General features: G+C 42.4%; 20 protein-coding genes. 13 read left to right on the plus strand and 7 right to left on the minus strand.

Annotated features, from left to right (window positions below):
- Positions 1-16: 16 nt before the first annotated feature.
- From secY to V6M43_RS08895, 6 genes are all read left to right on the plus strand, one after another.
- Positions 17-1,351, plus strand: a complete 1,335-nt coding sequence (secY, locus tag V6M43_RS08870; RefSeq protein WP_039132438.1) for a preprotein translocase subunit SecY — start codon at positions 17-19, stop codon at positions 1,349-1,351.
- Between the two features lie 80 nt (positions 1,352-1,431).
- Positions 1,432-2,232: a type I methionyl aminopeptidase gene (gene map, locus V6M43_RS08875; RefSeq protein WP_332734424.1), complete on the plus strand. Its 801-nt coding sequence runs from the start codon at positions 1,432-1,434 to the stop codon at positions 2,230-2,232.
- 167 nt (positions 2,233-2,399) lie between these two features.
- Entirely contained in the window at positions 2,400-3,251 is an 852-nt protein-coding gene (locus V6M43_RS08880) for a hypothetical protein (RefSeq protein WP_332734426.1), read from the plus strand.
- 31 nt (positions 3,252-3,282) lie between these two features.
- Positions 3,283-4,545 carry an NAD(P)/FAD-dependent oxidoreductase gene (locus V6M43_RS08885; protein ID WP_332734428.1) on the plus strand — a complete coding sequence of 421 codons (1,263 nt, stop codon included), beginning with the start codon at positions 3,283-3,285 and terminating at the stop codon, positions 4,543-4,545.
- Positions 4,546-4,617: 72 nt separating this feature from the next.
- Complete coding sequence (gene rpsA, locus V6M43_RS08890) at positions 4,618-6,543, plus strand: 30S ribosomal protein S1 (protein ID WP_332734430.1); 1,926 nt, start codon at positions 4,618-4,620, stop codon at positions 6,541-6,543.
- A gap of 754 nt (positions 6,544-7,297) precedes the next feature.
- Positions 7,298-7,969: a response regulator transcription factor gene (locus V6M43_RS08895; RefSeq protein WP_332734432.1), complete on the plus strand. Its 672-nt coding sequence runs from the start codon at positions 7,298-7,300 to the stop codon at positions 7,967-7,969.
- 38 nt (positions 7,970-8,007) lie between these two features.
- Here the strand turns inward: V6M43_RS08895 and V6M43_RS08900 are convergent, their stop codons facing one another.
- Positions 8,008-8,727, minus strand: a complete 720-nt coding sequence (locus tag V6M43_RS08900) for a head GIN domain-containing protein (protein WP_332734434.1) — start codon at positions 8,725-8,727, stop codon at positions 8,008-8,010.
- A 140-nt stretch (positions 8,728-8,867) separates the two neighbouring features.
- On the opposite strand from V6M43_RS08900, the gene V6M43_RS08905 reads away from it, so the two are divergent.
- The gene (locus V6M43_RS08905; protein WP_332734435.1) at positions 8,868-9,257 is read left to right on the plus strand and encodes a hypothetical protein; all 390 of its coding nucleotides are present in this window, start codon (positions 8,868-8,870) and stop codon (positions 9,255-9,257) included.
- On the opposite strand, the gene ytxJ is transcribed toward V6M43_RS08905, so the two are convergent.
- The gene (ytxJ, locus tag V6M43_RS08910; protein WP_332734436.1) at positions 9,238-9,570 is read right to left on the minus strand and encodes a bacillithiol system redox-active protein YtxJ; all 333 of its coding nucleotides are present in this window, start codon (positions 9,568-9,570) and stop codon (positions 9,238-9,240) included. The two genes, V6M43_RS08905 and ytxJ, sit on opposite strands and share 20 nt — an antisense overlap.
- 338 nt (positions 9,571-9,908) lie before the next feature.
- On the opposite strand from ytxJ, the gene V6M43_RS08915 reads away from it, so the two are divergent.
- From V6M43_RS08915 to V6M43_RS08925, 3 genes are read left to right on the plus strand one after another with little or no spacing between them, the layout of a single operon-like run.
- A complete protein-coding gene (locus tag V6M43_RS08915) occupies positions 9,909-10,679 on the plus strand; it encodes a 3'-5' exonuclease (protein WP_039132424.1) in 771 nt (256 codons plus the stop codon).
- A gap of 31 nt (positions 10,680-10,710) precedes the next feature.
- Positions 10,711-11,475: a polyprenol monophosphomannose synthase gene (locus tag V6M43_RS08920; RefSeq protein ID WP_332734438.1), complete on the plus strand. Its 765-nt coding sequence runs from the start codon at positions 10,711-10,713 to the stop codon at positions 11,473-11,475.
- A complete protein-coding gene (locus V6M43_RS08925; RefSeq protein WP_332734440.1) occupies positions 11,472-12,353 on the plus strand; it encodes a DMT family transporter in 882 nt (293 codons plus the stop codon). Before V6M43_RS08920 ends, V6M43_RS08925 begins: the two co-directional genes overlap by 4 nt.
- On the opposite strand, the gene V6M43_RS08930 is transcribed toward V6M43_RS08925, so the two are convergent.
- Positions 12,354-14,807 (minus strand): TonB-dependent receptor, encoded by a 2,454-nt coding sequence (locus tag V6M43_RS08930; protein WP_332734442.1) that lies wholly within the window; start codon positions 14,805-14,807, stop codon positions 12,354-12,356. It abuts the gene before it with no gap.
- Between the two features lie 77 nt (positions 14,808-14,884).
- Between V6M43_RS08930 and V6M43_RS08935 the strand changes: the two genes are divergently transcribed.
- Positions 14,885-17,812 carry a S9 family peptidase gene (locus tag V6M43_RS08935; RefSeq protein ID WP_332734444.1) on the plus strand — a complete coding sequence of 976 codons (2,928 nt, stop codon included), beginning with the start codon at positions 14,885-14,887 and terminating at the stop codon, positions 17,810-17,812.
- On the opposite strand, the gene V6M43_RS08940 is transcribed toward V6M43_RS08935, so the two are convergent.
- Positions 17,809-18,516 carry a hypothetical protein gene (locus V6M43_RS08940; RefSeq protein ID WP_332734446.1) on the minus strand — a complete coding sequence of 236 codons (708 nt, stop codon included), beginning with the start codon at positions 18,514-18,516 and terminating at the stop codon, positions 17,809-17,811. The two genes, V6M43_RS08935 and V6M43_RS08940, sit on opposite strands and share 4 nt — an antisense overlap.
- A 50-nt stretch (positions 18,517-18,566) precedes the next feature.
- On the opposite strand from V6M43_RS08940, the gene V6M43_RS08945 reads away from it, so the two are divergent.
- A complete protein-coding gene (locus tag V6M43_RS08945) occupies positions 18,567-19,079 on the plus strand; it encodes a SixA phosphatase family protein (protein WP_332734448.1) in 513 nt (170 codons plus the stop codon).
- Positions 19,080-19,088: 9 nt separating this feature from the next.
- Here the strand turns inward: V6M43_RS08945 and V6M43_RS08950 are convergent, their stop codons facing one another.
- Positions 19,089-20,474: a dihydrolipoamide acetyltransferase family protein gene (locus V6M43_RS08950; protein WP_442902313.1), complete on the minus strand. Its 1,386-nt coding sequence runs from the start codon at positions 20,472-20,474 to the stop codon at positions 19,089-19,091.
- Between the two features lie 64 nt (positions 20,475-20,538).
- Positions 20,539-21,801, minus strand: a complete 1,263-nt coding sequence (locus V6M43_RS08955) for a CinA family nicotinamide mononucleotide deamidase-related protein (protein WP_332734451.1) — start codon at positions 21,799-21,801, stop codon at positions 20,539-20,541.
- A 75-nt stretch (positions 21,802-21,876) separates the two neighbouring features.
- Here V6M43_RS08955 and dacB point away from each other — a divergent pair, with 75 nt between their 5' ends.
- Entirely contained in the window at positions 21,877-23,274 is a 1,398-nt protein-coding gene (dacB, locus tag V6M43_RS08960) for a D-alanyl-D-alanine carboxypeptidase/D-alanyl-D-alanine endopeptidase (protein ID WP_332734453.1), read from the plus strand.
- On the opposite strand, the gene V6M43_RS08965 is transcribed toward dacB, so the two are convergent.
- A complete protein-coding gene (locus tag V6M43_RS08965; protein ID WP_039132413.1) occupies positions 23,262-23,672 on the minus strand; it encodes an acyl-CoA thioesterase in 411 nt (136 codons plus the stop codon). The two genes, dacB and V6M43_RS08965, sit on opposite strands and share 13 nt — an antisense overlap.
- Positions 23,673-23,674 lie beyond the last annotated feature (2 nt).

Raw genomic sequence — 23,674 nt, forward strand, 5'->3', positions numbered from 1 at the left:
AAATCTCAGAAAACCCGTGAAGAAATTAATTCAGACACTGAAGAATATCTGGAGCATTGAGGAGTTAAGGAGTAAGATCATAACCACACTGCTGCTAATCCTTATTTATCGTATCGGTGCACACATTGTATTGCCCGGTTTGGACCCATCAAAAATTGACCTCGATAGTGCCAAGTCAGGTGCTCTAGGTCTGATTGATGCATTTGCTGGTGGAGCTTTCTCACAGGCTTCCATTTTTGCACTGGGCATCATGCCATATATATCTGCTTCCATTTTCATGCAATTGATGACCATTCTGGTTCCTCAGTTCCAGAAGATCCAGAAGGAAGGAGAAAGTGGCAGAAAGAAAATCAACCAATGGACGCGTTACCTGACAGTAGCCGTTACTGCAGTACAGGCTGGAGCTTATGTTGCCTACCTGCGCCAGGTAAATGGTTCTGCAATGCTCGAAAGCTATGCGCCGTTCTTCTGGTTATCAACAACTATCATTCTCACAGCAGGTACACTGTTCGTGATGTGGCTTGGAGAAAAAATCACCGATAAGGGTCTTGGTAATGGTACCTCACTTATAATCATGGTAGGTATTCTTGCCCGCTTACCTCAGTCAGCTATCCAGGAATGGGCAGCGAAGAGCAACCGCGGTGGTGGCGGACTTCTAATCTTCATTATTGAGATCGCTGTACTGGTTGCTATTATTATGGGGTTGATTGTTTTGGTACAAGGTGTTCGTAAGATCCCTGTTCAATATGCAAAGCAGATTGTTGGTAACAAGCAATTTGGTGGAGCACGTCAGTTCCTTCCTCTTAAAGTGAACGGAGCCGGTGTTATGCCCATTATCTTTGCACAGGCTATCATGTTTCTTCCAACTTTGTTCTCTTATACAAGTTTTGAATCAGGACAGGGTATCGCCAAAATTTTTGCTGATCCACGGGATGCCTGGCATATGGTTATATATGCAGTGATTGTAATTGCCTTCACCTTCCTCTACACTGCATTGATATTTAATCCGAAACAAATTGCAGAAGACCTGAAGCGAAACAATGGTTTCATTCCAGGTGTAAAACCAGGTCAGCCTACCGCTGATTATATTGGTGCTGTAATGGATAGGATAACCTTACCGGGTGCAGTATTGCTGGCGCTGGTAGGTATTTTACCCGGATTTGCACAGCGTATTGGAATAACCCAGGGATTTGCTTCTTTCTTCGGTGGTACATCACTGCTGATTATGGTGGGCGTTATTCTTGATACACTGCAACAGATCGAAACACAATTGTTGATGCGTCAGTACGATGGACTCATGAAAACAGGTCGTATCCAGGGCCGCCAGACAGTTAGCACTACGCCTATTTAACTTTTGATATCTATAATATTGACCCGGCAAAAGACTAACTTTGCCGGGTTTTTATTTAGGGTGAATCAATATTACACCGTATGATTTATTATAAAACAACCGCCGAAGTAGAGTTGATGCGTGAGAGTGCATTACTTGTCAGCAAAACACTGGCAACAGTTGCCAGGGCTCTTAAGCCCGGTATTAGTACACTTGAAATAGACGCGCTGGCTGAAAAGTTTATTACTGAAAATAATGCAAAGCCTTCCTTCAAGAATTATAAAGGATTTCCATTTACCTGTTGTATCAGCGTAAACGATGCAGTAGTTCATGGTTTCCCTAATGATGTTGCATTAAAAGAAGGAGATATAGTTTCTGTTGATGTGGGTGTATATAAGAATGGGTTCCATGGTGATAGCGCATATACATTCGCTATAGGAGCAATCAATGAAGATGTTCAGCGCCTGATGCGTGTTACCAAACAGTCATTGTACCTGGGTATAGAAAAGGCGGTTGCTGGTAACAGGGTAGGTGATATTTCCTTTGCCATACAGGAATTTGCCGAGCGTAAACACAAATATGGTGTAGTAAGAGAATTAGTAGGACATGGATTAGGGAAAAGCCTTCATGAAGATCCTCAGGTGCCCAATTATGGGAAAAGAGGGAGTGGTGCAAAACTGCACGATGGACTTGTAATTGCGATCGAACCCATGATCAACATGGGTGTTAAGGAAGTTTGGTATGAGGAAGATGGGTGGACTGTTAAAACAAAAGACGGCAAGCCCGCCGCTCATTATGAACATACTGTTTGCATAAGAAGGGGGAAGGCTGATATTCTGTCTTCATTTGAAGAAATTGAACTTGAAGAGAAAAACAATCCTCATTTATTTGATGCGTATTGATGTAAGTGAAAATTAATAAGTCATAGTTCTCCACTGGTATTAAAATACCGTTTTTGAACCTGGTCAGATAGGGTGTTTTCACTCCTGACCAGGTTTTATTTTTTTCCAATGTTTGTTCCAGCCAATTAATGTTATGGCTGCCATTTTTCATTATAAAATAATCAGCAATGAACTGGAACAACCTGGAAGAAGAAGACTGTTTTGATGAGGACCCTGCCTCAAATTTGCGCATCGAGAATGAGATTTCAAAACTAAAACTTCGCGCAGAATTTGGAGCAACCATTAATAGTTATGCAGAATTGCCCCCGGAAGTAGAAAAGGAATTTCTTGAGATGATTCGGGAAGTTGAAACGAATGAGTTGGTTGCGCCCATGATCTCCGTTTATAATTTTATCGGGAGCCCATCATTTATTCCTGCGGCATCCTTATCTGACCACTCTATAGCAGTTGAGCTCGAAAGGCTCTTTCATTTATTAGGTGAACATGACCTATCGTTAGTGGTTCTGAAAGAATATCATCCCAGGATAATTTATCGGTTTATTACGGAAGAGCTTTTCAACGAAGAGATCCGTGATGTTAGAATTCCTGGATTGGTTGGAGTTTTTTGTTATGAAGAATTTCATTCGCATCCCGAAATTGAAATTGAAATGCAGACTGCTTATTTCATGGATGGTTGGCAGCAGCAGAAATGGAATAGTCCGGAATGTATGTTGGCCGATTATGCTGTAATTCCCGATGGGAGGATTCTTGAATACAAACGATTTAGGGATAAGCTGTTAAATCAGGTTGGAAAATACAAAGCCGTTTTATCGCTGAAATTTGAGGTTTCCGATATTTCATACGAATGGAAAGATGGTGATTTTGGACTTGGTTACGCTGAAGGACATATACGTTATGAAGCTATAAAAGAGGATGGTAATTCCGAATTGTTGGAAGACGATTTTAAAATTTATTTCAGCAATACCGGTGACCACTGGAAAATTACCTTTTTCTTTCTGCCTGGCTTTGATTGGGACTGAAACAACAGCATTTGCCTTTATTTTTGCTGTCATGCAAAAGAGTACGCTGGTTGTGGTTGGTGGTGGTGCTGCGGGTTTTTTCTGCGCCGTGAACGCGGCAAGGAAACTTCCAAACCTGAGAGTGATCTTAATTGAAAAGAGTAGTAAGCTTTTGTCTAAAGTCAGAATCAGCGGAGGTGGGCGATGCAATCTCACACATGCATGTTTTGAAGCAGGTGTGTTAACAAAAAAGTATCCAAGGGGCGAACGTTTTCTTAAGAAAGCATTCCGGCATTTCTCGCCTGCTGATACTATTTCATGGTTTTCGGATCGTGGGGTTGAATTAAAAGAAGAAGCAGATGGCAGGATGTTTCCCATAACGGATGATTCTGCTACTATTGTTGACTGCCTGTTAAGGGAAGCTAATTTATTTGGTGTTGAGATCCTGCTCAATAATGAGGTTAAGTCAATTAAGAAGACCGGATCAAGGTGGAATATCAAAACAAGCAGGCAGGAAATTGTTGCCGAATATTGCTGTATTGCCTGTGGGGGCTATCCAAAAGATTCAATGTTTTCATGGCTCACCAGCACGGGTCATACTATTGAAACGCCGGTACCTTCTTTATTCACGTTTAACCTCCCGGGTAATGAAATTAATAGTTTAATGGGTGTAGTTGTACAAGATACCCAACTTAAGATCAGTGGAACTAAGTTGATAGAAAGGGGACCTGTTCTTATTACACATTGGGGTATCAGTGGTCCGGCGGTTTTAAGATTAAGCGCCTGGGGAGCCCGTCATTTGGCTGGTCTTAACTGGCATTTCAAGGTTATAGCTAACTGGGTGCCTTCGTATAATGAAAACAGCTTACTGGCATTTATTCAAAAGTATCGGTTTGAAAAGGCCTCCCAGAAATTAGGCAATCGAAATCCATTTAACCTGCCTCAACGATTTTGGGAATATATCCTGGTTGCGAGTGGAACCGATGCTGAAACCCGATGGAGTGATCTGCCCGGAAAGGAACAAAATCGCCTGGTAAAAAATCTTAATGCTATGGAACTGGCAGTTAGCGGAAAAACAACCTTTAAGGAGGAATTTGTAACTGCAGGAGGTATCAAATTGGAAGAGGTTGATCCGGATACAATGATGAGTAGAATTCATCCAAACCTCTTTTTTGCCGGCGAAATACTGGATGTGGATGGAATTACAGGCGGTTTCAACTTCCAGCATGCCTGGACCAGTGGCTGGATCGCTTCAGAATCAATAGCGGCAAGCGAAAATCAGGAGGTAAAAAAGGGTGATTTTATTGAATTTTAGCCTCCAAAAGCCAGTACAGAATTGGATTTTGCCTATCTTTGCAGCCCCGAATAAAACCATCGGGAATTTTTTATGTTTCAAAATCTTTTTGTAAAACAACTAAACGCTGATGATCAGGAGTCTGCAGCTGCACCAGCAGAGGCAACTACAGCGACAACAAATGCACCTGAGCTTGCGCCTGAGCCGGCACCGGAACAGGTTGCTGTTGCTACTGCCCACGATGATTTCGACTGGAGCATCGACAAGCGCAATGTATCAGCCTATAGCGCTGATGAGAAGGCAAAGTATGATAAAGTTTATGACCAAACCTTTGTCGCCATTACTGATGGTGAACTAATCAGCGGATTGGTTGTGGGCCTTACTAAAACAGATGTTGTTCTGAACATTGGTTTCAAGAGTGATGGTCTGATTTCCCTCAATGAATTCCGTGACCTGCAAGGCCTCAAAATCGGCGACGAAGTTGAGGTAATGGTTGTTGAGAAGGAAGACAGGCAGGGTCATCTGCACCTGAGCCGCAAACAAGCTCGCATTACCCGTGCCTGGGAGAAAATTGTTGAAGTACACAAAACTGGTGAGATCGTTACCGGTACTGTTACCAGCAAAACCAAAGGTGGACTTATTGTGGACGTATTTGGAATGGAAACCTTCCTTCCAGGTTCACAGATCGATGTGAAGCCGGTAACTGATTACGATCAGTTTGTTGGTAAAACAATGGAATTCAAAGTGGTGAAGGTTAACGAAGCCATTAAGAATGCAGTTGTTTCACATAAGGCACTTATTGAAAGCGATATCGAAGCACAACGTGCAGAGATTATGGGCAAATTGGAAAAAGGACAGGTTCTGGAAGGTACAATTAAGAATATCACTGATTTCGGTGCGTTCATGGATCTTGGCGGACTTGATGGTCTCCTCTATATCACTGATATCAGCTGGGGCCGTATCAATCATCCATCAGAAGTTCTTAAGCTCGACCAGAAACTGAATGTGGTTGTACTTGATTTTGATGATGACAAGAAGCGTATCAGCCTTGGTCTGAAGCAACTTACTCCACATCCGTGGGATGTACTTGCTGAAGGTGTTTCTGAAGGTAATGTAGTGAAAGGTAAAGTCGTAAACATTGAAGATTACGGCGCATTCCTGGAGATCATGCCAGGTGTTGAAGGATTGGTACACGTAAGCGAAATCACCTGGGCTAATACCCCGATCAATGCGAAGGAATTCTTCAAATTGGGTGATGAGTACGAAGCCAAGATCGTTACACTTGATAAAGATGCCCGCAAGATGAGCCTCTCAATCAAGCAAATGACTCCTGATCCCTGGAACGAGATTGAAAACAAATACCCTGTTGACAGTCGTCATAGCGGACTTGTGAAGAATATAACTCCATATGGAGTGTTTGTAGAACTGGAGCCAGGCATTGGTGGAATGATCCATATCAGTGATCTTAGCTGGTTGAAGCGATTCAATCATCCTTCTGAGTATACTAAAGTGGGTGAAAGAATTGACATTATGATCCTCGGTATTGACAAGGACAACCGTAAGCTACAACTTGGACATAAGCAACTTGAAGAAGATCCATGGAATACACTGGAAGATACTTTCGCCATTGGTACAATTCATGAAGGCACTGTTATCCGTAAGGATGATAAAGGAGCTGTTGTTCAACTACCTTATGGACTGGAAGGATTCGCGCCTAACCGTCACCTGAATAAAGAAGATGGTGGCCAGGTAAACGCCGAAGAGAACAACCAGTTCATGGTTATTGAATTCGATCGTAATGAAAAGCGTATCGTTATCAGCCATACCCGCACCTGGGAAGCTGCTAAGGCAGAAGAAAGAGAAGCAGTGAAGAAGGAAGCTAAAGCAGATGCTGATAAAACCAAAAAGGCCGTTAAGACTATCCAGGGCAAAGTTGAAAAAGCAACCCTCGGTGATCTTGGTGTTCTTGCTGAATTGAAAAAGAAGATGGAAGGTGGTGAAGGCGAAAACGCCCAATAATACATTCCCTGAAAAAGAAGAGGCTGTCCCAAAAGGACAGCCTTTTTTGTTCTTATGCAGAACTGGTTTTCAAAGAAGGCCTGCCTTGATATAACTACTGAATAAGTAAACCTAGAAGGGTAACTGCTGATTTCATAAACATTCTCCTGAATAAGGCCAAATGATACTTAATCCCCCTTCGCTACTACGCACAAGTGGCAATCAAAGCAGGCATGTGTTTTTACTGTATTCCCAATCACAGGGATACGGCCTGTTAAAATGCATCATACATCGTCAGTACTTAACGCTCTTCAGGTTTGGGGTCGGGTAGGTTTTTGGATAATGGACGGCGGTTCGGCCGGTCATTCGGTGGATATCAGAAAAAAAGAAAGTTGATTGACATTGGATTCACGGAATGTTCATAGAATATTGAAAAATAGTTCTGGACGGTTGTAATTGGACATTGGATGGTTTGAGGCTGCGATCCGTCAATCAACTTCTAATACAAATGTACAGGGTATGTAACAAGGGTACAAGAGCGGAAATGCTGAATTTCACTACTTCGGAATTTACTCCCCCTTTCGTAGATCTACCAGTTCGGAAAAGATAAGTTACGTTAGAAGGCAATCGTAAATATATTATTCCAACTCGTAATAGTATATTCCGAAACGGTATATTTACGTATTAATACCATAGTGAATGTTCAGGAATTTTCTCATTTTGCATTCCGTAAAGGTCACGCACCCGGCCTCCAATATCTCGTAAAATTCACCGTATGAAAAAACCAGACCCCAATAACCCAATTAAAGTTGCCATAGCGGATGACCATGCCTTATTCCGCGCAGGTGTAAAGACTGCTTTGTCGGCCAAAAAAGATGTGGAACTAATAGCTGAGGCCGACAATGGTATGCATCTTCTTAACCTTCTCAAGCATATTGAACCGGATGTGATCCTGCTCGATATCCAGATGCCTATAATGGATGGCATTGCTACTCTGCCTGAAATCAGAAAGGTAAATCCCCATGTTAAAGTGATCATTTTATCTATGCATAATGATCACTCCATGATATCAAAACTCATGGAGATCGGAGCCAATTCCTATCTCACAAAGAATTCCGATTCAGAAACAATCTACCAGGCAATAAAGACCTGCTACGAACAGGAGTTTTACTTCAATGAGCTCACTAATAAAGCACTACTAACGGGGCTCCGTACCCGCAAAAATGAGCCGGAAGGATTGATAGACACCCAACTCAGTGATAAAGAGATCAGGATCCTTAAATTGATGTGTGAAGAAAAGACAACTAAAGAGATCGCAGACATAGTTGATATCAGTCCCCGCACGGTAGAAGCAATACGCGACAAACTGAAAACAAAGACCGGCGCAAAATCAATGGCCGGGCTCGTCATGTATGCTGTCAAAAAAGGATTTGTACAGGAACCATAAGAGTGACCAGGTGCCTGTTTAAACCAGGTTCCTGTTTTCTATCGCTTGTAAACTTTTCCGGTACCACTTACGGTTTGTGAAAATACAGTTGGCTCACCTTTGTAATAAATATTTCCACTTCCGCTAATAGTACATTGAAGTGATTCAGTACTGCGCAATTCAATATTTCCAGATCCTGAAATATTTGCTTTCACTATTTTAGATTCCATCTCATATCCATAAAGAAAGCCTGATCCGCTGATCGTATGATCTGCATTTGTTGTTTCTCCATTCAGGAGGATTTTGCCCGAGCCGGAAATATTAGTTGACAGATCATCCATATTGCCTTGCCACCTGATTTCACCACTGCCACTGATATTCAGGAACAGATCCTCGTGGTTCCATTCTCCGGTACTTTCTATATTACCACTTGCATTATCATGAAGGCCGGTAATTTCCGGGCAGGATATCGAAATAACTACCGTCCTGTGCTTTGGCCTGGTATTGTCTCTTTCATAATAAATTTTTAATCGACCATTCTGAACACTAGTTGTGATCTCGGGTAATACATTGTCTTCACCGGTCATGGTCACTGATCGCACGGCTGCCTGTTGAACCATTATGCGGAATGGTCCACTGTTTTCGATCTCAGTAAATGCGCCTACTGATCTTTCTTCAGTGATTATTTTGCCAGACCCTTTTAATACATTCTTTGTGCAGGCAGTAAGGGTAAGAATAAGAGCTAAAACAATTAGCTGGGAAATTCGATTTAGAATCATGATGATAAGGTTGTATCACATTTGACTACATGTGATCAAAAAACGTTGCACCTCAATTAATGACCAGAGTCATCCCCGGCTTTGAGAACTGTCAGTGGTAAACAGGAAACTGAAATCGAACTTTATAGAAACGATAAAAAATGAGCCAGCTTACAAAGTCAGTACTGGAGTTACATGTAGACAATGAACTCTGGATAAATGAATTAAAGTTTTATAAGGATGAGATCAAAATTCTCGATAAATACCTTGTAGAAATCGCGGGTAAGAATAATACCAGGGATACGATGGTTGGATTGGAACAGTTCCAGAACAGAATGTTAAGACAACGTGAAGTGCTTGATGAATTGATGCATGACATCCGCATTGATGAAGATGCACTTACAGGAAATGTGCTACATGTTAATGATATACAGGCACAGAAGATGAAACTTCCTGATCATCCTGAAGCACGCGACAGGGTTATCACTTTTAAAAAGTTATATGCTGAATTCAAACAGGATCTGATGCAATTTATCGGGAAATGGATGTGAGGATTTCAGCCATATTTATCCCGGAATGACTCTCATCATAAATACAGGCTCCATTTTCGATAATAAGGATCTGGGGTGATTCGTGCCACACATCAAAATCTTTCGCTACCTGGTCTGAAACGGGCCGGTAACGTATAAGGTCGAGGTAATAAAAATCTATCCCTTCAGGAGGGCTGGATCTTTCGAGCCTCGACTTTGCCATTGAACTGATTGAGCATCGGGTGGAATGCTTGAATATTACAAGAGGCCGCTCAAATGATTTTTTATGGAGCTCCGCTAACTGAGCAGAGCTGTTGAGTTCTTTCCAGTCCATTTTATCACTTGTAACCTACCATTCCAGCTGACATCTTGCATCCGCCCTGTGAAGTGGTGCAGGAAGTGAAACCAAGCGCAAGTACAACTGCCAGAAGGGTGATGATGAATCTAGTCTTCATATATTTCTAAGTGTTTGCAGGACTAAGCAAATCCTATACCATACCCGGGGGTATTTTTTGTTGGTTTAGGGTAACGAAGGCCTTTTTTAAAAGCTGCCAAACGACAGATGATGCAAATTAATAATAAAAAATCTGAATCTGCAAGGTTTCAATCATTGGTCAGGAGAGATAAACGTACATTTGTACCTTATCTTAGGCTCATTAGAATAACTTTATCATGGCTTTACAACTTCAAAGACCGATCGCCTTTATTGACCTTGAAACAACCGGAACCAACCTGGGGACCGACAGGATAGTGGAAATTGCAATTGTTAAAATTGGAAAAGATGGCTCTAAACTGGTTAAGAGAAAGCTCATTAACCCTGAAATGCCAATTCCTGCAGGAGCTTCGGATATCCATGGAATAACCGACGAAATGGTGAAGGACGCCCCGCTTTTCAGGCAGGTGGCCAATGAGTTGAAACAATTCCTGGAAAACTGTGATCTGGCGGGATATAATTCAAACCGTTTTGACATCCCTTTGCTGGTAGAGGAGTTTCTCCGATCCGGACTCGATTTCGATATGAATAACAGGAGAATGCTGGATGTTCAACGCATCTTTCACATGATGGAGCAACGCACACTTAGCGCAGCATATAAATTCTATTGCAATAAGTCCCTTGACGGAGCTCATAGTGCCGAAGTTGACGCCACTGCCACATGGGAGGTTCTGGAGGCACAAATGGAACGCTATCCGCAATTGGGCGATACAGTAGAGTCGATTGTAAAATTTACCGGTGAAGACCAGGTTGTTGATTTTGCCCGGAGATTCATTTTGAGCAATGGAATCGAGATCTTCAATTTTGGTAAACATAAGGGTAGACCTGTTGCTGAAGTACTTAAAGCAGAACCACAATACTATGATTGGATGATGAAAGGTGATTTCCCTTTACATACCAAACAGAAACTCACGGAAATACTTAACCGAACGCTTCTTAAGAAGAATTAAATAAAGCTAATTTAGCAGGTCAATTTGCGTAGTGGAAAAGATAGTTATCATACCAACCTATAATGAGAAGGAAAATATTTCCAGTATAATAAAGGCAATATTTGACCTCAATCAGGATTTTCATATCCTCGTTATTGATGATGGTTCCCCTGATGGCACTGCATTGATCGTTAAAGATCTTCAATCAACTTATCCGGGAAAGCTTTTCCTTGAAGAGCGTAGAGGAAAACTGGGCCTGGGCACTGCTTATATCCATGGCTTCAAATGGGCGATCCGTAAAGGGTACCAGTTCATATTTGAAATGGATGCCGACTTTTCCCACAATCCAAAAGATCTGCAGCGTTTATATGAAGCCTGTAAATCAGGAGGTGCCGATGTTGCCATCGGTTCAAGATATGTGAAGGGTGGTGGTACAGTAAACTGGCCCTGGGATCGGATCGCATTATCAAAAGGTGGAAGTCTGTATACCCGGATGATCACCTGGATGCCGGTAAAAGATACTACAGCCGGATTTGTGTGTTATCGCAAAGAAGTGCTTGAAGCCATCAATCTTGATGGAATCAGGTTTTTAGGCTACGCATTTCAGATAGAAATGAAATTTGCGAGCTGGAAACTTGGATTCACCATAAAAGAGGTCCCGATTATTTTCGAAGACCGTAAATACGGTGTTTCTAAAATGCATAAAGGCATTGTTAAAGAAGGAATTCTTGGAGTACTCAAATTAAGATGGGAGAGTCTTTTCAAGGATTATCACAGCAGGATTAAGAATGTTGAAGGTGAAGAAGCCGCCGCATGAGAGCAGCATTTATTAAGCTTCACCTGGCCGTGTTCCTTGCCGGTTTCACCGGTATACTTGGGAAATTAATAACACTAAATGAGGGCTTACTGGTTTGGTACCGACTTCTTATCAGTGCGGTAACTTTATGGTTACTGTTTGGCCTGAATAATAAAATTCAAAAGGTCTCCCTCAAACAAATCCTGCAGATCACCGGTGTAGGGTTCATTGCTGCATTGCATTGGGTCACCTTTTATGGGTCAATCAAGTATGCGAATGTATCTGTAGCGCTTGTATGTTTTTCGGCAATCGGATTTTTCACCGCAATCATTGAACCATTACTTAACCGGCGTAGGATAATACTGCAGGAGATTTTATTAGGGTTGCTTGTGATTGCCGGTATCTATATAATCTTTCATTTTGATCCCAGGTTTAAAACAGGCATAATAATCGGGATGATTTCCGCTTTTCTTGCAGCAATCTTCCCTGTTATCAACAGGCAACTATTAAAGACGGTAAGCGTGGAAACACTAACCACATATGAACTTAGCGGCGGTTTCCTGACATTGTCGCTTATACTCCCATTGTGGCTTCAATATTCACCGCCAACTCACATTATTCCAACATTACCTGATCTTGGATGGCTTTTATTTCTATCATGGATCTGCACCGTATGGGCCTTCCAGTTATCTGCTCATGCGCTCAAAAAAATATCTGCCTTTACCGTGAATCTGAGCTTTAACCTCGAACCAGTTTATGGCATCCTGCTGGCATTCATTGTGTACCAGGAAAACAAGATGCTGGGATGGAATTTTTATGTGGGTTTATTTATCATCATTCTTGCAGTTTGCATACAGATGTTAAGGGTTTACCGGAACAGGGCTAAAGCTGTAGCCTGATCAGAATTCCACTATGAACCCGATTGTTGGAATAACACTTGGATCATCATTTCCGAGGAGGATCGGTATGGCATTTGATCCATCTGCTTTTACAGGCTGCCCGTCGGTAGTTTCAAATGCAGAATTGTCGGCTGTTCTCCTGAATGTATATTGTGGATAGGCGGGAGAAGCGGCTCTGTACCAGTTTGAAACATCAAGAAACAGGTTTAAACTAACCCGGTTGAAATTCCATTTCTTATCGATCCGAACATCACTTACATTAAAAGCATTCAATCGTCTCTCATTTAATAATGAATAGTCAGGAATTCCCGTTCCCTGCGAGAGGTAATTGATCCTGGATGCTATCTCATCAAATGGTGTATAAGGTGCACCACCCTGGTACCTGAACTTCAGTCCCAGTTCCCAGTTTCGCGGAAACTTATATCCCCATGTAATACTCAGTAAATGCCTGTTGTCCCAGGAAGATGGAACAAGTATTCCGTTTGATCCGCTATATCTGCTCCAGAATAAAGTGTAGGATAGAATGCCGAAAAATCGGTTGGTCAGTTTTCGTTGTGCAAAAAATTCTATTCCATAGGCTTTGCCTTTTCCGTCAGTACGAACCTCTTCATTTCCCAACACATTAAAATCACCCCCTTCATTGGATAATGAAATACCATTCCGTACAGAAACAGGAACATTATCATACCATTTATAGAAACCTTCAATAGTAAATCTTGTCACTTCATTGGGGATATATTCGAACCCTGCTGCAAGGTGATCATTGCGCAGATAATCCGCTCCCCTGTTTACCAGATAACCTCCTGCATCAGCATAACCAAGTATTGTAAATGGCGGCAGTTTAAAATATCTTCCTGCAGAAAAATTTGCTGTCCAGTTATCATCAAGTACATAGGAGAATGATACCCTTGGAGATATTGTTTTCAATAAGTTCATCCCCTCATCCGTGTAACTGTTTCCATCGGCTCTTATTCCTGCACTGATTGCAAGCCGTTCATTTGCGAATCGTTTACTGGCCTGCCCATATAACCCTGTTTTGAAGAAGGGATCGATAGGTGATTGGAAATTGATAGTATTACCCGGCTGAACAATTTCTCCATTTTCATCCTCAATTGGTTTTCGGATCACATTGAAGGTGCTGTTTTTGAAATCTACATATTGTGCCATTGCTCCATAGGTGAATTTCCAGTCACCAACCGATCTGCTCAGATCAAAGCGTAGCTTGTTTTCTGTTTCTGAAGATCGCACTCCAAGTATTCTTTCTTCTTCGCTGGGAAGATCATTGTTCTCAAATTTATCCAGCTCATTATTCAGGTAATTTCGGGAAAGCGCCAGCGTCCAGAAACCCCTCGCTATATTTTTTTTGAGTGATAAGCCCAGCGTATAACTCTGTTGCTGGATAGATGGGTTGGAATTTATCACGTACAATTTTTCAGGCGTCGCATCTTTTGGCTCAGCAAAACTGAATTCATCTAATGCACCAATGCCAAGAAAGGTCAGCGTGGTGTTTTTATTGATAGGGTAGTTGATCTTGGCCTGGAAGTCCCAATAATTTGGTCGTATTGGAAGATCGATGGCCTGGAAAAGAAATTGAAGATAGGATCGTCTCACAGAGGCCAGGTAAGTGATGGCTTTTTCTTTGTGCAGTGGCCCATCAAGCGTTAGCGCAAGTTCTGTTGCACTCAATCGCAGGTTGCCCTGCGTTCGTTGTGTATTGCCATTCTTCTGCTTGAACTGGAATACGCCAGATAAGGCATTATCATATCTTGCATCAAAGGCAGAACTGCTTAATTTGACATCTTCAATAAAAGAAACATTTAGTATGCCGGTTGGTCCGCCCGCACTTCCCTGGGTGGCGAAATGATTGATGACAGGGATCTCTATTCCATCGAGGTAATAAACATTTTCATTAGGTGCACCTCCCCGGATGATGATATCATTCCGAAAACCTCCAACGCTTCCTGAGGTACCTCCCACGCCGGGGAGCGATTGTATAACCCTGCTGATATCAAAGTTGCCGCCGGGATTGCTCTTTATTTCCTCCGTCGTAAGTCTTTGTACAGAAAGTGGCGTTTCAATGGAAGCAGCCCTTACCGTTCTTTTCCTGCCACTTACTATAACGGTACTAAGCACCGAAGCTTCAGGCTCAAGTTCAAAACTTATTACTTGTTCATTTCCCGAACTGATTACCAGGTTATACCTGGTGGTTGATTTATATCCCAGCGCTGTACAGGTAATATTATAGGAACCGGTTGGGATATCGGTTGCCCTGAACCGGCCATTACTATCAGCAACAGCTCCGCTCGTAACTTTATCAATGGTAATGGTGGCGCCCGCCACGGGTAATAGGGTAGACCTGTCAGTTACAGTGCCTGACACAGTTCCTGTGGACTGTGCGATGGAAAAAACAGCTTCAAATACAAACAGGATAAGCAGGAGTAGTTTATTTTTCATAACTATTGATCAATCTGATGCTTCAACAAAACCATCTGAACAAAGTTTGGTTTATTTTTAGTTTTAACTTCCACCTTATGCAGATACGATTCTTATTTATTGCCCTTGTATTATTTAGTAGCGTAACCCTTGCCCAGAAAAAACCACTTGATCATTCTGTATATGATTCCTGGCAGCAGGTAGGCGAGAAGCTGGTTACTGATGATGGTCGATACCTGGCTTATGGGGTAAATGTTCAGGAAGGTGATGGCGAAATGATTGTTAGGTCGGCCGACGGTAAGTATAGCCGCGTTATTCCCCGTGCCTACCAGGCTGTTTTCAGCGGGGATAGCAAATACCTCGTTGCCAGGATCAAGCCATTGTTTAAGGATACAAGAGAAGCAAGAATCAAAAAGAAACCAGCCGCTGATATGCCTAAGGATTCTCTGGTGATTGTTTACCTGGGGATGGATAGCATCAGAAAGATACCCGACATTAAATCTTACAAAATGCCGGAAGAGGGAGGGTCATGGATTGCTTACCACACAGGAAAATCTGCCGGAAAAGCAGCTGCTCCCGATTCTTTAGAACAGCTTAAAAATTTATTGAGGAAAGCAGATAGCCTGGCAAGAGTGGCTGATAGCTTAAGGAATAAAGTAGCAGAGGCTAATCAGAAAGGACTGTCTGTATTAAAACCCACGAGAACCGGTGATAATGCCGGCAGTAAAAAAGATGAGAAGATAGAAGAAGGAACGGACCTGGTTTTACTTGACCTTAATTCAGGAAAAGAGATTCGCTTTTCTTTGGTGAGCGAATTCTATTTTAATAAATATGGAAATGTTTTACTCGTTGAAACCACTGGAAAGAATGGTGATAATAAAACACCGCCTTCTTTACTACGTCATGACCTGGCCAGCGGCGTTACTAAAACCATTCTGAACGATTTCAAGGATGCAAAAGGTTATGCCATTTCAGAAGATGGAAACCGGGTGGCTTTTGTGGCTGACCGAGACAGTTCACAAAAAGCGTTAAAGAAATTTTATTCCTTGTTTATCCATGATAAAGGATCGGATACAGCAGTAAAAAAACTTGATGCCTATAGTAGTCTACTTCCTACCGGATGGGTGATAAGTCCGCATTTTACCAATTATTTCAGCAAAGATGGGAAACGATTATTCTTTGGAACTGCACCGGCTCCGTTGGTAAAGGATACTACGCTGGTAGATTTCGAAACGGCAAAACTTGATATCTGGCATTATAAAGATGATTACCTGCAACCGCAGCAATTGGTGCAGCTGAATAATGAACAAAGAAGAAGTTATCTCACGTTATGGGAAAATGATAAAATGACGAGGCTGGCGGAAGATACACTTGAACTGGTGACTCCATCTGCCGAAGGGGTGGGACGATTTGCCGTTGCCAGCAGTTCAAAAGGGTACAGGGTTCAACAGCAATGGGCAATGGATGGAATGGTGAAGCTATATGTTGTTGATCTCAATACAGGTAATCGAAAACTGATCGCTGATAAAGTAAGGGGAGGAGGGCGGATATCTCCTGCAGGAAAATATATTTACTGGTACGACCGTGATAAAAGAAACTGGATGGCTTATGATTGTAACGCATCCACAATAAGGAATATGACTAAGGGTATCACCGTGCCTTTATTTGATGAAGAGGATGATCATCCGGATTCTCCGCCACCTCATGGATTGATGGGATGGCTCGAAAATGACGAGGCAGTTTTTATCTATGATAAATATGATATCTGGAAATGTGATCCTGCCCAGGCATTGGCTCCCCTTTGTATTACCGGAGCCAGCGGACGGAAAAATCAAATAACGATACGATACGTAAATACAGATACGGAAGAAAAATTCATTAAGAAGAACCAGAAGATACTTTTGAACCTTTTTGATAACCGTTCAAAGGGTTCGGGTTGGGAGGTTCATACGCTTGGATCTTCCTTCCGCTTTAGTTCAGGAAAGCCTGCTATACAACAGGCCTACGTGGCCGGGGTAAGAAAATCGAAGAACGCTGAAACAATAATATTTGACAGGCAGACGCCTTCTGCTATTAATATTTATCAATCAACATTTACAGGCATTACAGACTCTGCAAATGCAACCTTAATCAGCGATCTTAATCCACAGCAGAAACAGTATAACTGGTTTACGGTGGAGTTATTAAAATGGAAGATGTTCGACGGGAAAATGAGCGAGGGTTTGCTGTATAAGCCAGAGAATTTTGACCCATCAAAGAAATACCCGGTTATATTTTACTTCTATGAAAAGAATGCAGATAACCGTTTCCGTTATATAGAGCCGATGCCGGTAAGGGCTTCGGTGAATATTGCCTATTACACAAGCAATGGATATGTTGTATTTGATCCGAATATTTATTACAAGACCGGTCAGCCTGGTGATGATGCATATAATTCTGTAGTATCTGCAGCAAAGCATCTGGCCCGGTTTAAATGGGTTGATTCAACCAAAATGGGATTGCAGGGTCATAGTTGGGGCGGTTACCAGATCGCCTATATTGTAACGCGCACCAACATGTTCGCCGCTGCTGAAGCCGGTGCGCCCGTCAGCAATATGACAAGTGCTTATGGAGGCATTCGCTGGGGAACGGGTATCAGCAGGCAGTTCCAGTATGAGCGTACACAAAGCAGGCTGGGAGCTACCCTCTGGCAGAAACCTGATCTTTATATCAAGAACTCACCGCTGTTCAAAGCCGATAAAATAAAAACACCCTTACTGATTTTGCATAACGATAAAGATGATGCTGTTCCCTGGTACCAGGGTATAGAATTATTCAGTGCAATGCGCAGGTTAGGGAAGCCTGTTTGGATGGTCAATTACAATGATGAGTTACATGGAATAATTGAGAGAAGGAACAGGAAAGACTGGACAATTCGCATGGCGCAGTTCTTTGACCATTACCTGAAAGATGCTCCTGCTCCAAGGTGGATGGCAGAAGGGATACCGGCAACTAAGAAAGGTATCGACTGGGGATTATCCGATTAAGAAATATACCTTACCAGGCACCTTTTGGCAATAGGTAAAAGGGTTTCTTCGAGTGGAAAGGAAAGAGCTGCTTCAATATTGTATACAGCAGGATTGGGCAGCTCTTTTTTTTCTTTTATAAGCGTCACTTTCATATTCTCAAAACTATTGCTGATTGATCGCTGCCATTCAGTTATATAAGTTGTTTTAATGGCACGGTATTGTTCATCATGCTTTTCGAATATGCTTAAACGATAGTAATAGATCTGTGTTGATTTTCCGGATCCCGTACTGAGGAAGAAATAGCCTTCTTTATTGTCGAGCGGAATGAGACCTACCGGCTCGATCTGTATCTTCTCTTCTACAAACTCATAGATCTGGGAACCATTCTGTATGGTCCCTTTTATCTGCCCTTCAGCATATCCGATTATATTTTCCAGTTCTTCCATTAGTTCATCATCCTCTATCATTTGTTCGTAGAGCAACTGAAGATTTTCAATCTGAACACCACTTAGTTTTTTGGGAAATTGTTCCTGCAGGAATTTTTTATTCTCACGGAAACGCACAAGGTTATGATAATGAAATATTACATCCGCAAGCTGGGGGTAAAGCCGGTTTTCATTAAAGTTGCGATTCACCTCCTGCAGGTAGGCCAACAGTGTATACTTTTTTAGCTCAAAGTCAATATATCCTTCTGCAAACCATGTTTGAGATAATGTTTTCATGGCAGATGATTTTTAGGATAATTTACTGAAATTGCCGTTAAAGTAAAGTTATGCGGCAATTTTTTCCTTTCCTTATCCTCTTAAGTATCCTCTCTATAACGAGCTGCACTCAGAAATATTACATAGTTCGCCATGCAGAGAAAGCACAGGCATCAGACGGAATGGTAATGAATACACCCAATGATCCACCACTTTCAGCGGCAGGCAACCAACGCGCAATTGCATTAAAAGAAAGGCTTTCTGCCGAAAAGATCGATGCCATCTTCTCAACGAATACAGTCCGCACATTAACTACCGCCGCTGGTGTTGCCTCTGACAAGAAGCTGGAAGTTCAACAGTATGCAAAAGTTGATAGTATTTTTCTCAATAAATTAAGGTCCCAGAAAGGCAATGTACTTATTGTAGGACATAGCAATACCGTGGATGATCTTGTTAATGGTCTAATGGGAAAAGAGGAGTTTAAAGATCTGCCCGATAGTGCATACGACAATCTTTTCATCGTTTTGGTAAAAGGAAAAAGGCTGACCTTTCTGCGGGAGAAATATGGTCAGCCTTCACAATAATTATATCGATCAGATACTCCTGTTAGGGTCAAAATTTTCTAGTTCCCTTGCTACGGCGGTAAGAAAAGTAGCACCCAAACTACCGTCAATGATTCTGTGATCATAACTCATGCTCAGGTACATCATGTGGCGGATAGCAATAGAATCTCCCTGTGCTGTTTCAATAACAACCGGCCTCTTCTTGATAGCACCTACAGCAAGGATGGCAACCTGTGGCTGAGGAATAATTGGCGTTCCCATCAGGCTTCCGAATGTGCCAACATTGGTGAGGGTAAATGTTCCACCCTGGGTATCATCCGGCTTGAGCCTGTTGTTGCGGGCATTCTCTGCCATCCCGTTCACCTGCTTAGCCAATCCAACAAGGTTGAGCTGGTCGGCATTCCGGATCACCGGAACTATCAGGTTTCCATTTGGGAGAGCTGTTGCCATGCCGATATTAATATCCTTTTTGACAATGATCCTGTCACCATCAACACTGCTGTTGATAAGGGGATATTTTTTAATACATCTGACAATCGCTTCAATAAAAAGAGGGGTAAAAGTTATTTTGCTTCCTTCCTGTTTTTCAAACTGGCTCTTTACTTTATCGCGCCATAATACAAGATTGGTAACATCCGCCTCTGTAAAACTGGTTACATGGGGACTTGTATGTTTACTCCTGACCATATGGTCGGCGATCAATTTTCTCGTACGATCCATTTCAATGATCTCAACATTGCCAAGGGATGCCAAAGAACTTTCAGCACGCACGGAAGGTGCCTGAGTTGCTGCTGGTTGTTGAGCAACTGGTACCGATGCAGGAGCCTGGGCTGCTTGAGGCATTGTAACAGGAGGCTGTTCCGATTGTGCTGCAGGCTGATTACCAGAACGCTTTTCCTGCACAAATTGCAGGATATCTTTTTTTGTGACTCTTCCTTCATTTCCAGTACCCGCCATTGATTCCAACTCTACCATGGAAACGCCTTCACTGGCAGCAATATTCAGTACAAGAGGAGAATAGAATCTATTGCCTGCTGACTGAATTGTATGAGGTGTGGAGGAAGGTATCGTTTCAGAATAATCGGGAGTATAGGAGGCAGGGGCTGACACCTGCTCCGCTCGTTCCGTTTCATTGATAACAGGAGGATTGGATGGCGCAGCCACGGTGTCTTCTGCGTTTGTACGCACCCTTGCTATTACAGTTCCCACGGGAACCACATCATTAACATTGTATAATAATTCTTCAATAACACCTTCGGCAGTGCTTGGAACCTCACTGTCCACTTTGTCTGTTGCAATCTCCAGAAGGGTTTCGTCCTGGGTGATTTTATCGCCGGGATTTTTAAGCCATTTCAGGATAGTGGCTTCCATAATACTTTCTCCCATTTTTGGCATCAGAAGGTCAACAATCGCCATAAATATCTTATGATTTGTGGCCAAAGGTAAGGATTTGGCACTAATGTTAATGACTGTTAGTTTTTTAGATCTTCCCCTGATCTATAATGAATTTTCGGAGAAGGTTTAAGGCATTTGCCGCTGCCATTTCAATATTTCTTTTCCTGTCATAGCGGAAATGGAATTTCTGGGTGATGATCTCATTGGCGTCACCAACAGCTATCCATACAGTACCAACGGGTTTCACCTCGCTGCCTCCATCAGGACCCATGATCCCGGAAGTTGCCAGTGCAAAATCGGTCTTCATTGTTTCAAGAACCCCAACTACCATCTGCTTTACAGTTGCCTCGCTAACTGCACCATCCTTTTCAAGTGTTTCCACAGGAACATGAAGTATGCGTTTTTTAATATCATTAGCGTAGCTGATCACCGACCCTGTATAAAACCGGCTTGATCCAGGCATGGAAGTTATCAGGTGAGCAATATAACCTCCGGTACAACTTTCTGCAGTAGCAAGGGTTTTGCCTGCAGCAACCAATTGTCGGGCTACTACCTGCTCAAGAGATTCATCCTTGTTTGTTACCAATACATCAGATAGCTGCAACTGTAAATTATTGAATTGGTCATCCACCTCTTTTGTTAAAAGCTCGGCGTCATAACTGCTAGCACTCAACCGCAGCCTCACCATGCCATAATGTGGCAGGTATGCAAGTTTAATATGATCCGGTAAAGCCTGTTCAAATTCACTTATCCGTTCTGCAAGAAATGATTCTCCAATTCCTGAAGTAAGTAATGTTCTGTGCAATATAACAGGACGCTTAAATATTTTGATCAGTTCAGGTATTACTTCTTCCGTCATCAGTCCTTTCATTTCATGCGGCACCCCGGGAAGTGAAACAACAATGCAGTTGTTTTTTTCGAACCACATACCTGGCGCAGTTCCCCTGCTGTTATGTAGTACTTTACAGACATCAGGTACTTCTGCCTGCTTTGCATTTCTCTCTATCATTGGTCTTCCCAGAACATTTTCAAACAGGTGGGTAACATGCGCCAGTACCCGCTGATCAGTGATCATCTTCCCCCCAAAGAATTTGCATAGCAGGGGCTTGGTTATATCATCTGCCGTTGGACCCAGCCCTCCTGTTATTAAAATTATTTCAGCCGATCTCATTTCTGTTTCAAGAGTATTCCAGATAGCATCCCACTCATCGCCCACCGCTACTCTTCTTCTCACACTAATGCCTGCTTTATTGAGTTCCTGGGCCATCCAGGCACTGTTGGTATCAATTACTTGTCCGATCAGTAATTCATCCCCAATTGTTATAATGGTAGCGTTGATATTTTGCATTGTGCTTTATATGGTTTCAAAGTTAATTCCATTTAATGATGCTGCTGCATCCACAGGAAATACTAATTTCCCGCCATGCAAATAAACCTGTTCAAATACCTGCTTCTATTCGTGATGGTTCTGACAACTGCCATAGGATCAGTTTATTCACAACCATCCTCACTCGCGGCAGGGGCCAAAAAGTTTTCTGCCGATCCTCAACTTAAACACGCAACCTGGGCAATGGTTGTTGCAGATGCTTCCACAGGCAAAATAGTTTTTGATCATAATGGACAAGTGGGATTAATGCCTGCCAGTACCCTCAAGGTTTTGACAAGTGTATCCGCATTTGAAATGCTGGGTAAAACTTATCGTTATAAAACAGTATTCGGGTATAGTGGTACTATAGCGAACCAGTTGTTAGATGGTGATATGATCATCAGTGGCAGTGGCGATCCGAGTTTAGGAAGCTGGCGTTATGAACAAACTAAGCCAGCCCGCATACTGGATAATATCATTGCTGCTCTTAACCGTGATGGCATAAAAAAGATAAAGGGAAACATAATTACGGATACAACGGGATGGAATCATGAAGCCGTTCCTGATGGATGGATCTGGCAGGATCTCGCAAATTATTATGGTGCGGGTGCACATAAAATTAACTGGCATGAGAACCAGTTTGATATTTTTCTGCGCTCTCCAAACCAGGTAGGCGCTGCTGTTGAGATCGTTTCAACCTCTCCCGAACTGAAAGGGATACAATTAGTTTCCATGCTTCGTGCCGGAGCTAAGGGAAGCGGCGATAACGCATATGTTTATTTTATTCCAGGTACTTCCTCCGGTTTAATAAGGGGAACCATACCTGCAGGCGAGAACCGGTTCTCTATATCAGGTGCGCATCCATTGCCACCATTGCAATTGCATGAAGAACTGCATGCGGCATTGGATATGTCCTCAATAGAAGTTGAGAAAAATAATAATGGGGTACAAAAGGAAGAGCTTAAGGAATTATATATTCATCAATCACCGCCGCTTGACAGCCTGGTTTATTGGTTCATGCGGAAAAGTATAAATCTGTATGGGGAAGCCTTTGTGAAAACAATTGGATGGAAAAATAAAGGAGAGGCTTCTACCAGTGCAGGCGTTGATTTTATAAGATCATATTGGGAAAAGAAGGGAATTGAAGCTGATGCCATCAATATTGTTGATGGCAGTGGTCTCTCACCCCAGAACAGGATCACTGCCATGGCTTTGGTTCAAAGTCTGCAGTATGCCCGCAAAGCTTCCTGGTATTCGTCTTTTTATGAATCACTCCCTGTGTATAATGGCATGAAACTAAAAAGCGGTTCAATAAATGGTGCCAGGGCCTATGCAGGATACCATAAAGCATCAAACGGTAAAGAGTACACGATCTCCATCATGGTGAATAATTATTCCGGCAGCTCCGCTACGGTTGTAAAGAAAATGTTCCAGCTTTTGGATCAGTTAAAATAACCCTCGAGTTTTTCAAAGAGTTTCTTTGGCATGGTTGTTTTCTTCATGGTGCCGGCTTCCACGAAATATAATACGATCCTTCCAATGGTCAATAGTTTCTGATCATGGTTGAACACTTCATGATGAAACTCGATGCGGTGATCTTGCGGCAATTCCTTTAACGTTGTTCGAATGGTTAACAGATCATCATAATGGGCCGGCCTCAGGTATTTAATATGTAATTCAACCAGGGGCATGATGATCCCCATTTTTTCCATATCCTTATAGGTGAATCCGAGATGCCTTATACTTTCGGCACGTGCCACTTCAAAATACTGGGCATAATTACCATGGTACACCACATTCATCTGGTCTGTTTCTGCATACCTTACCCGAACCTGCGTTTCTGTTATGTACATAT

This window comes from Flavihumibacter sp. (assembly GCF_036676075.1).
Lineage (GTDB): Bacteria > Bacteroidota > Bacteroidia > Chitinophagales > Chitinophagaceae > Flavihumibacter.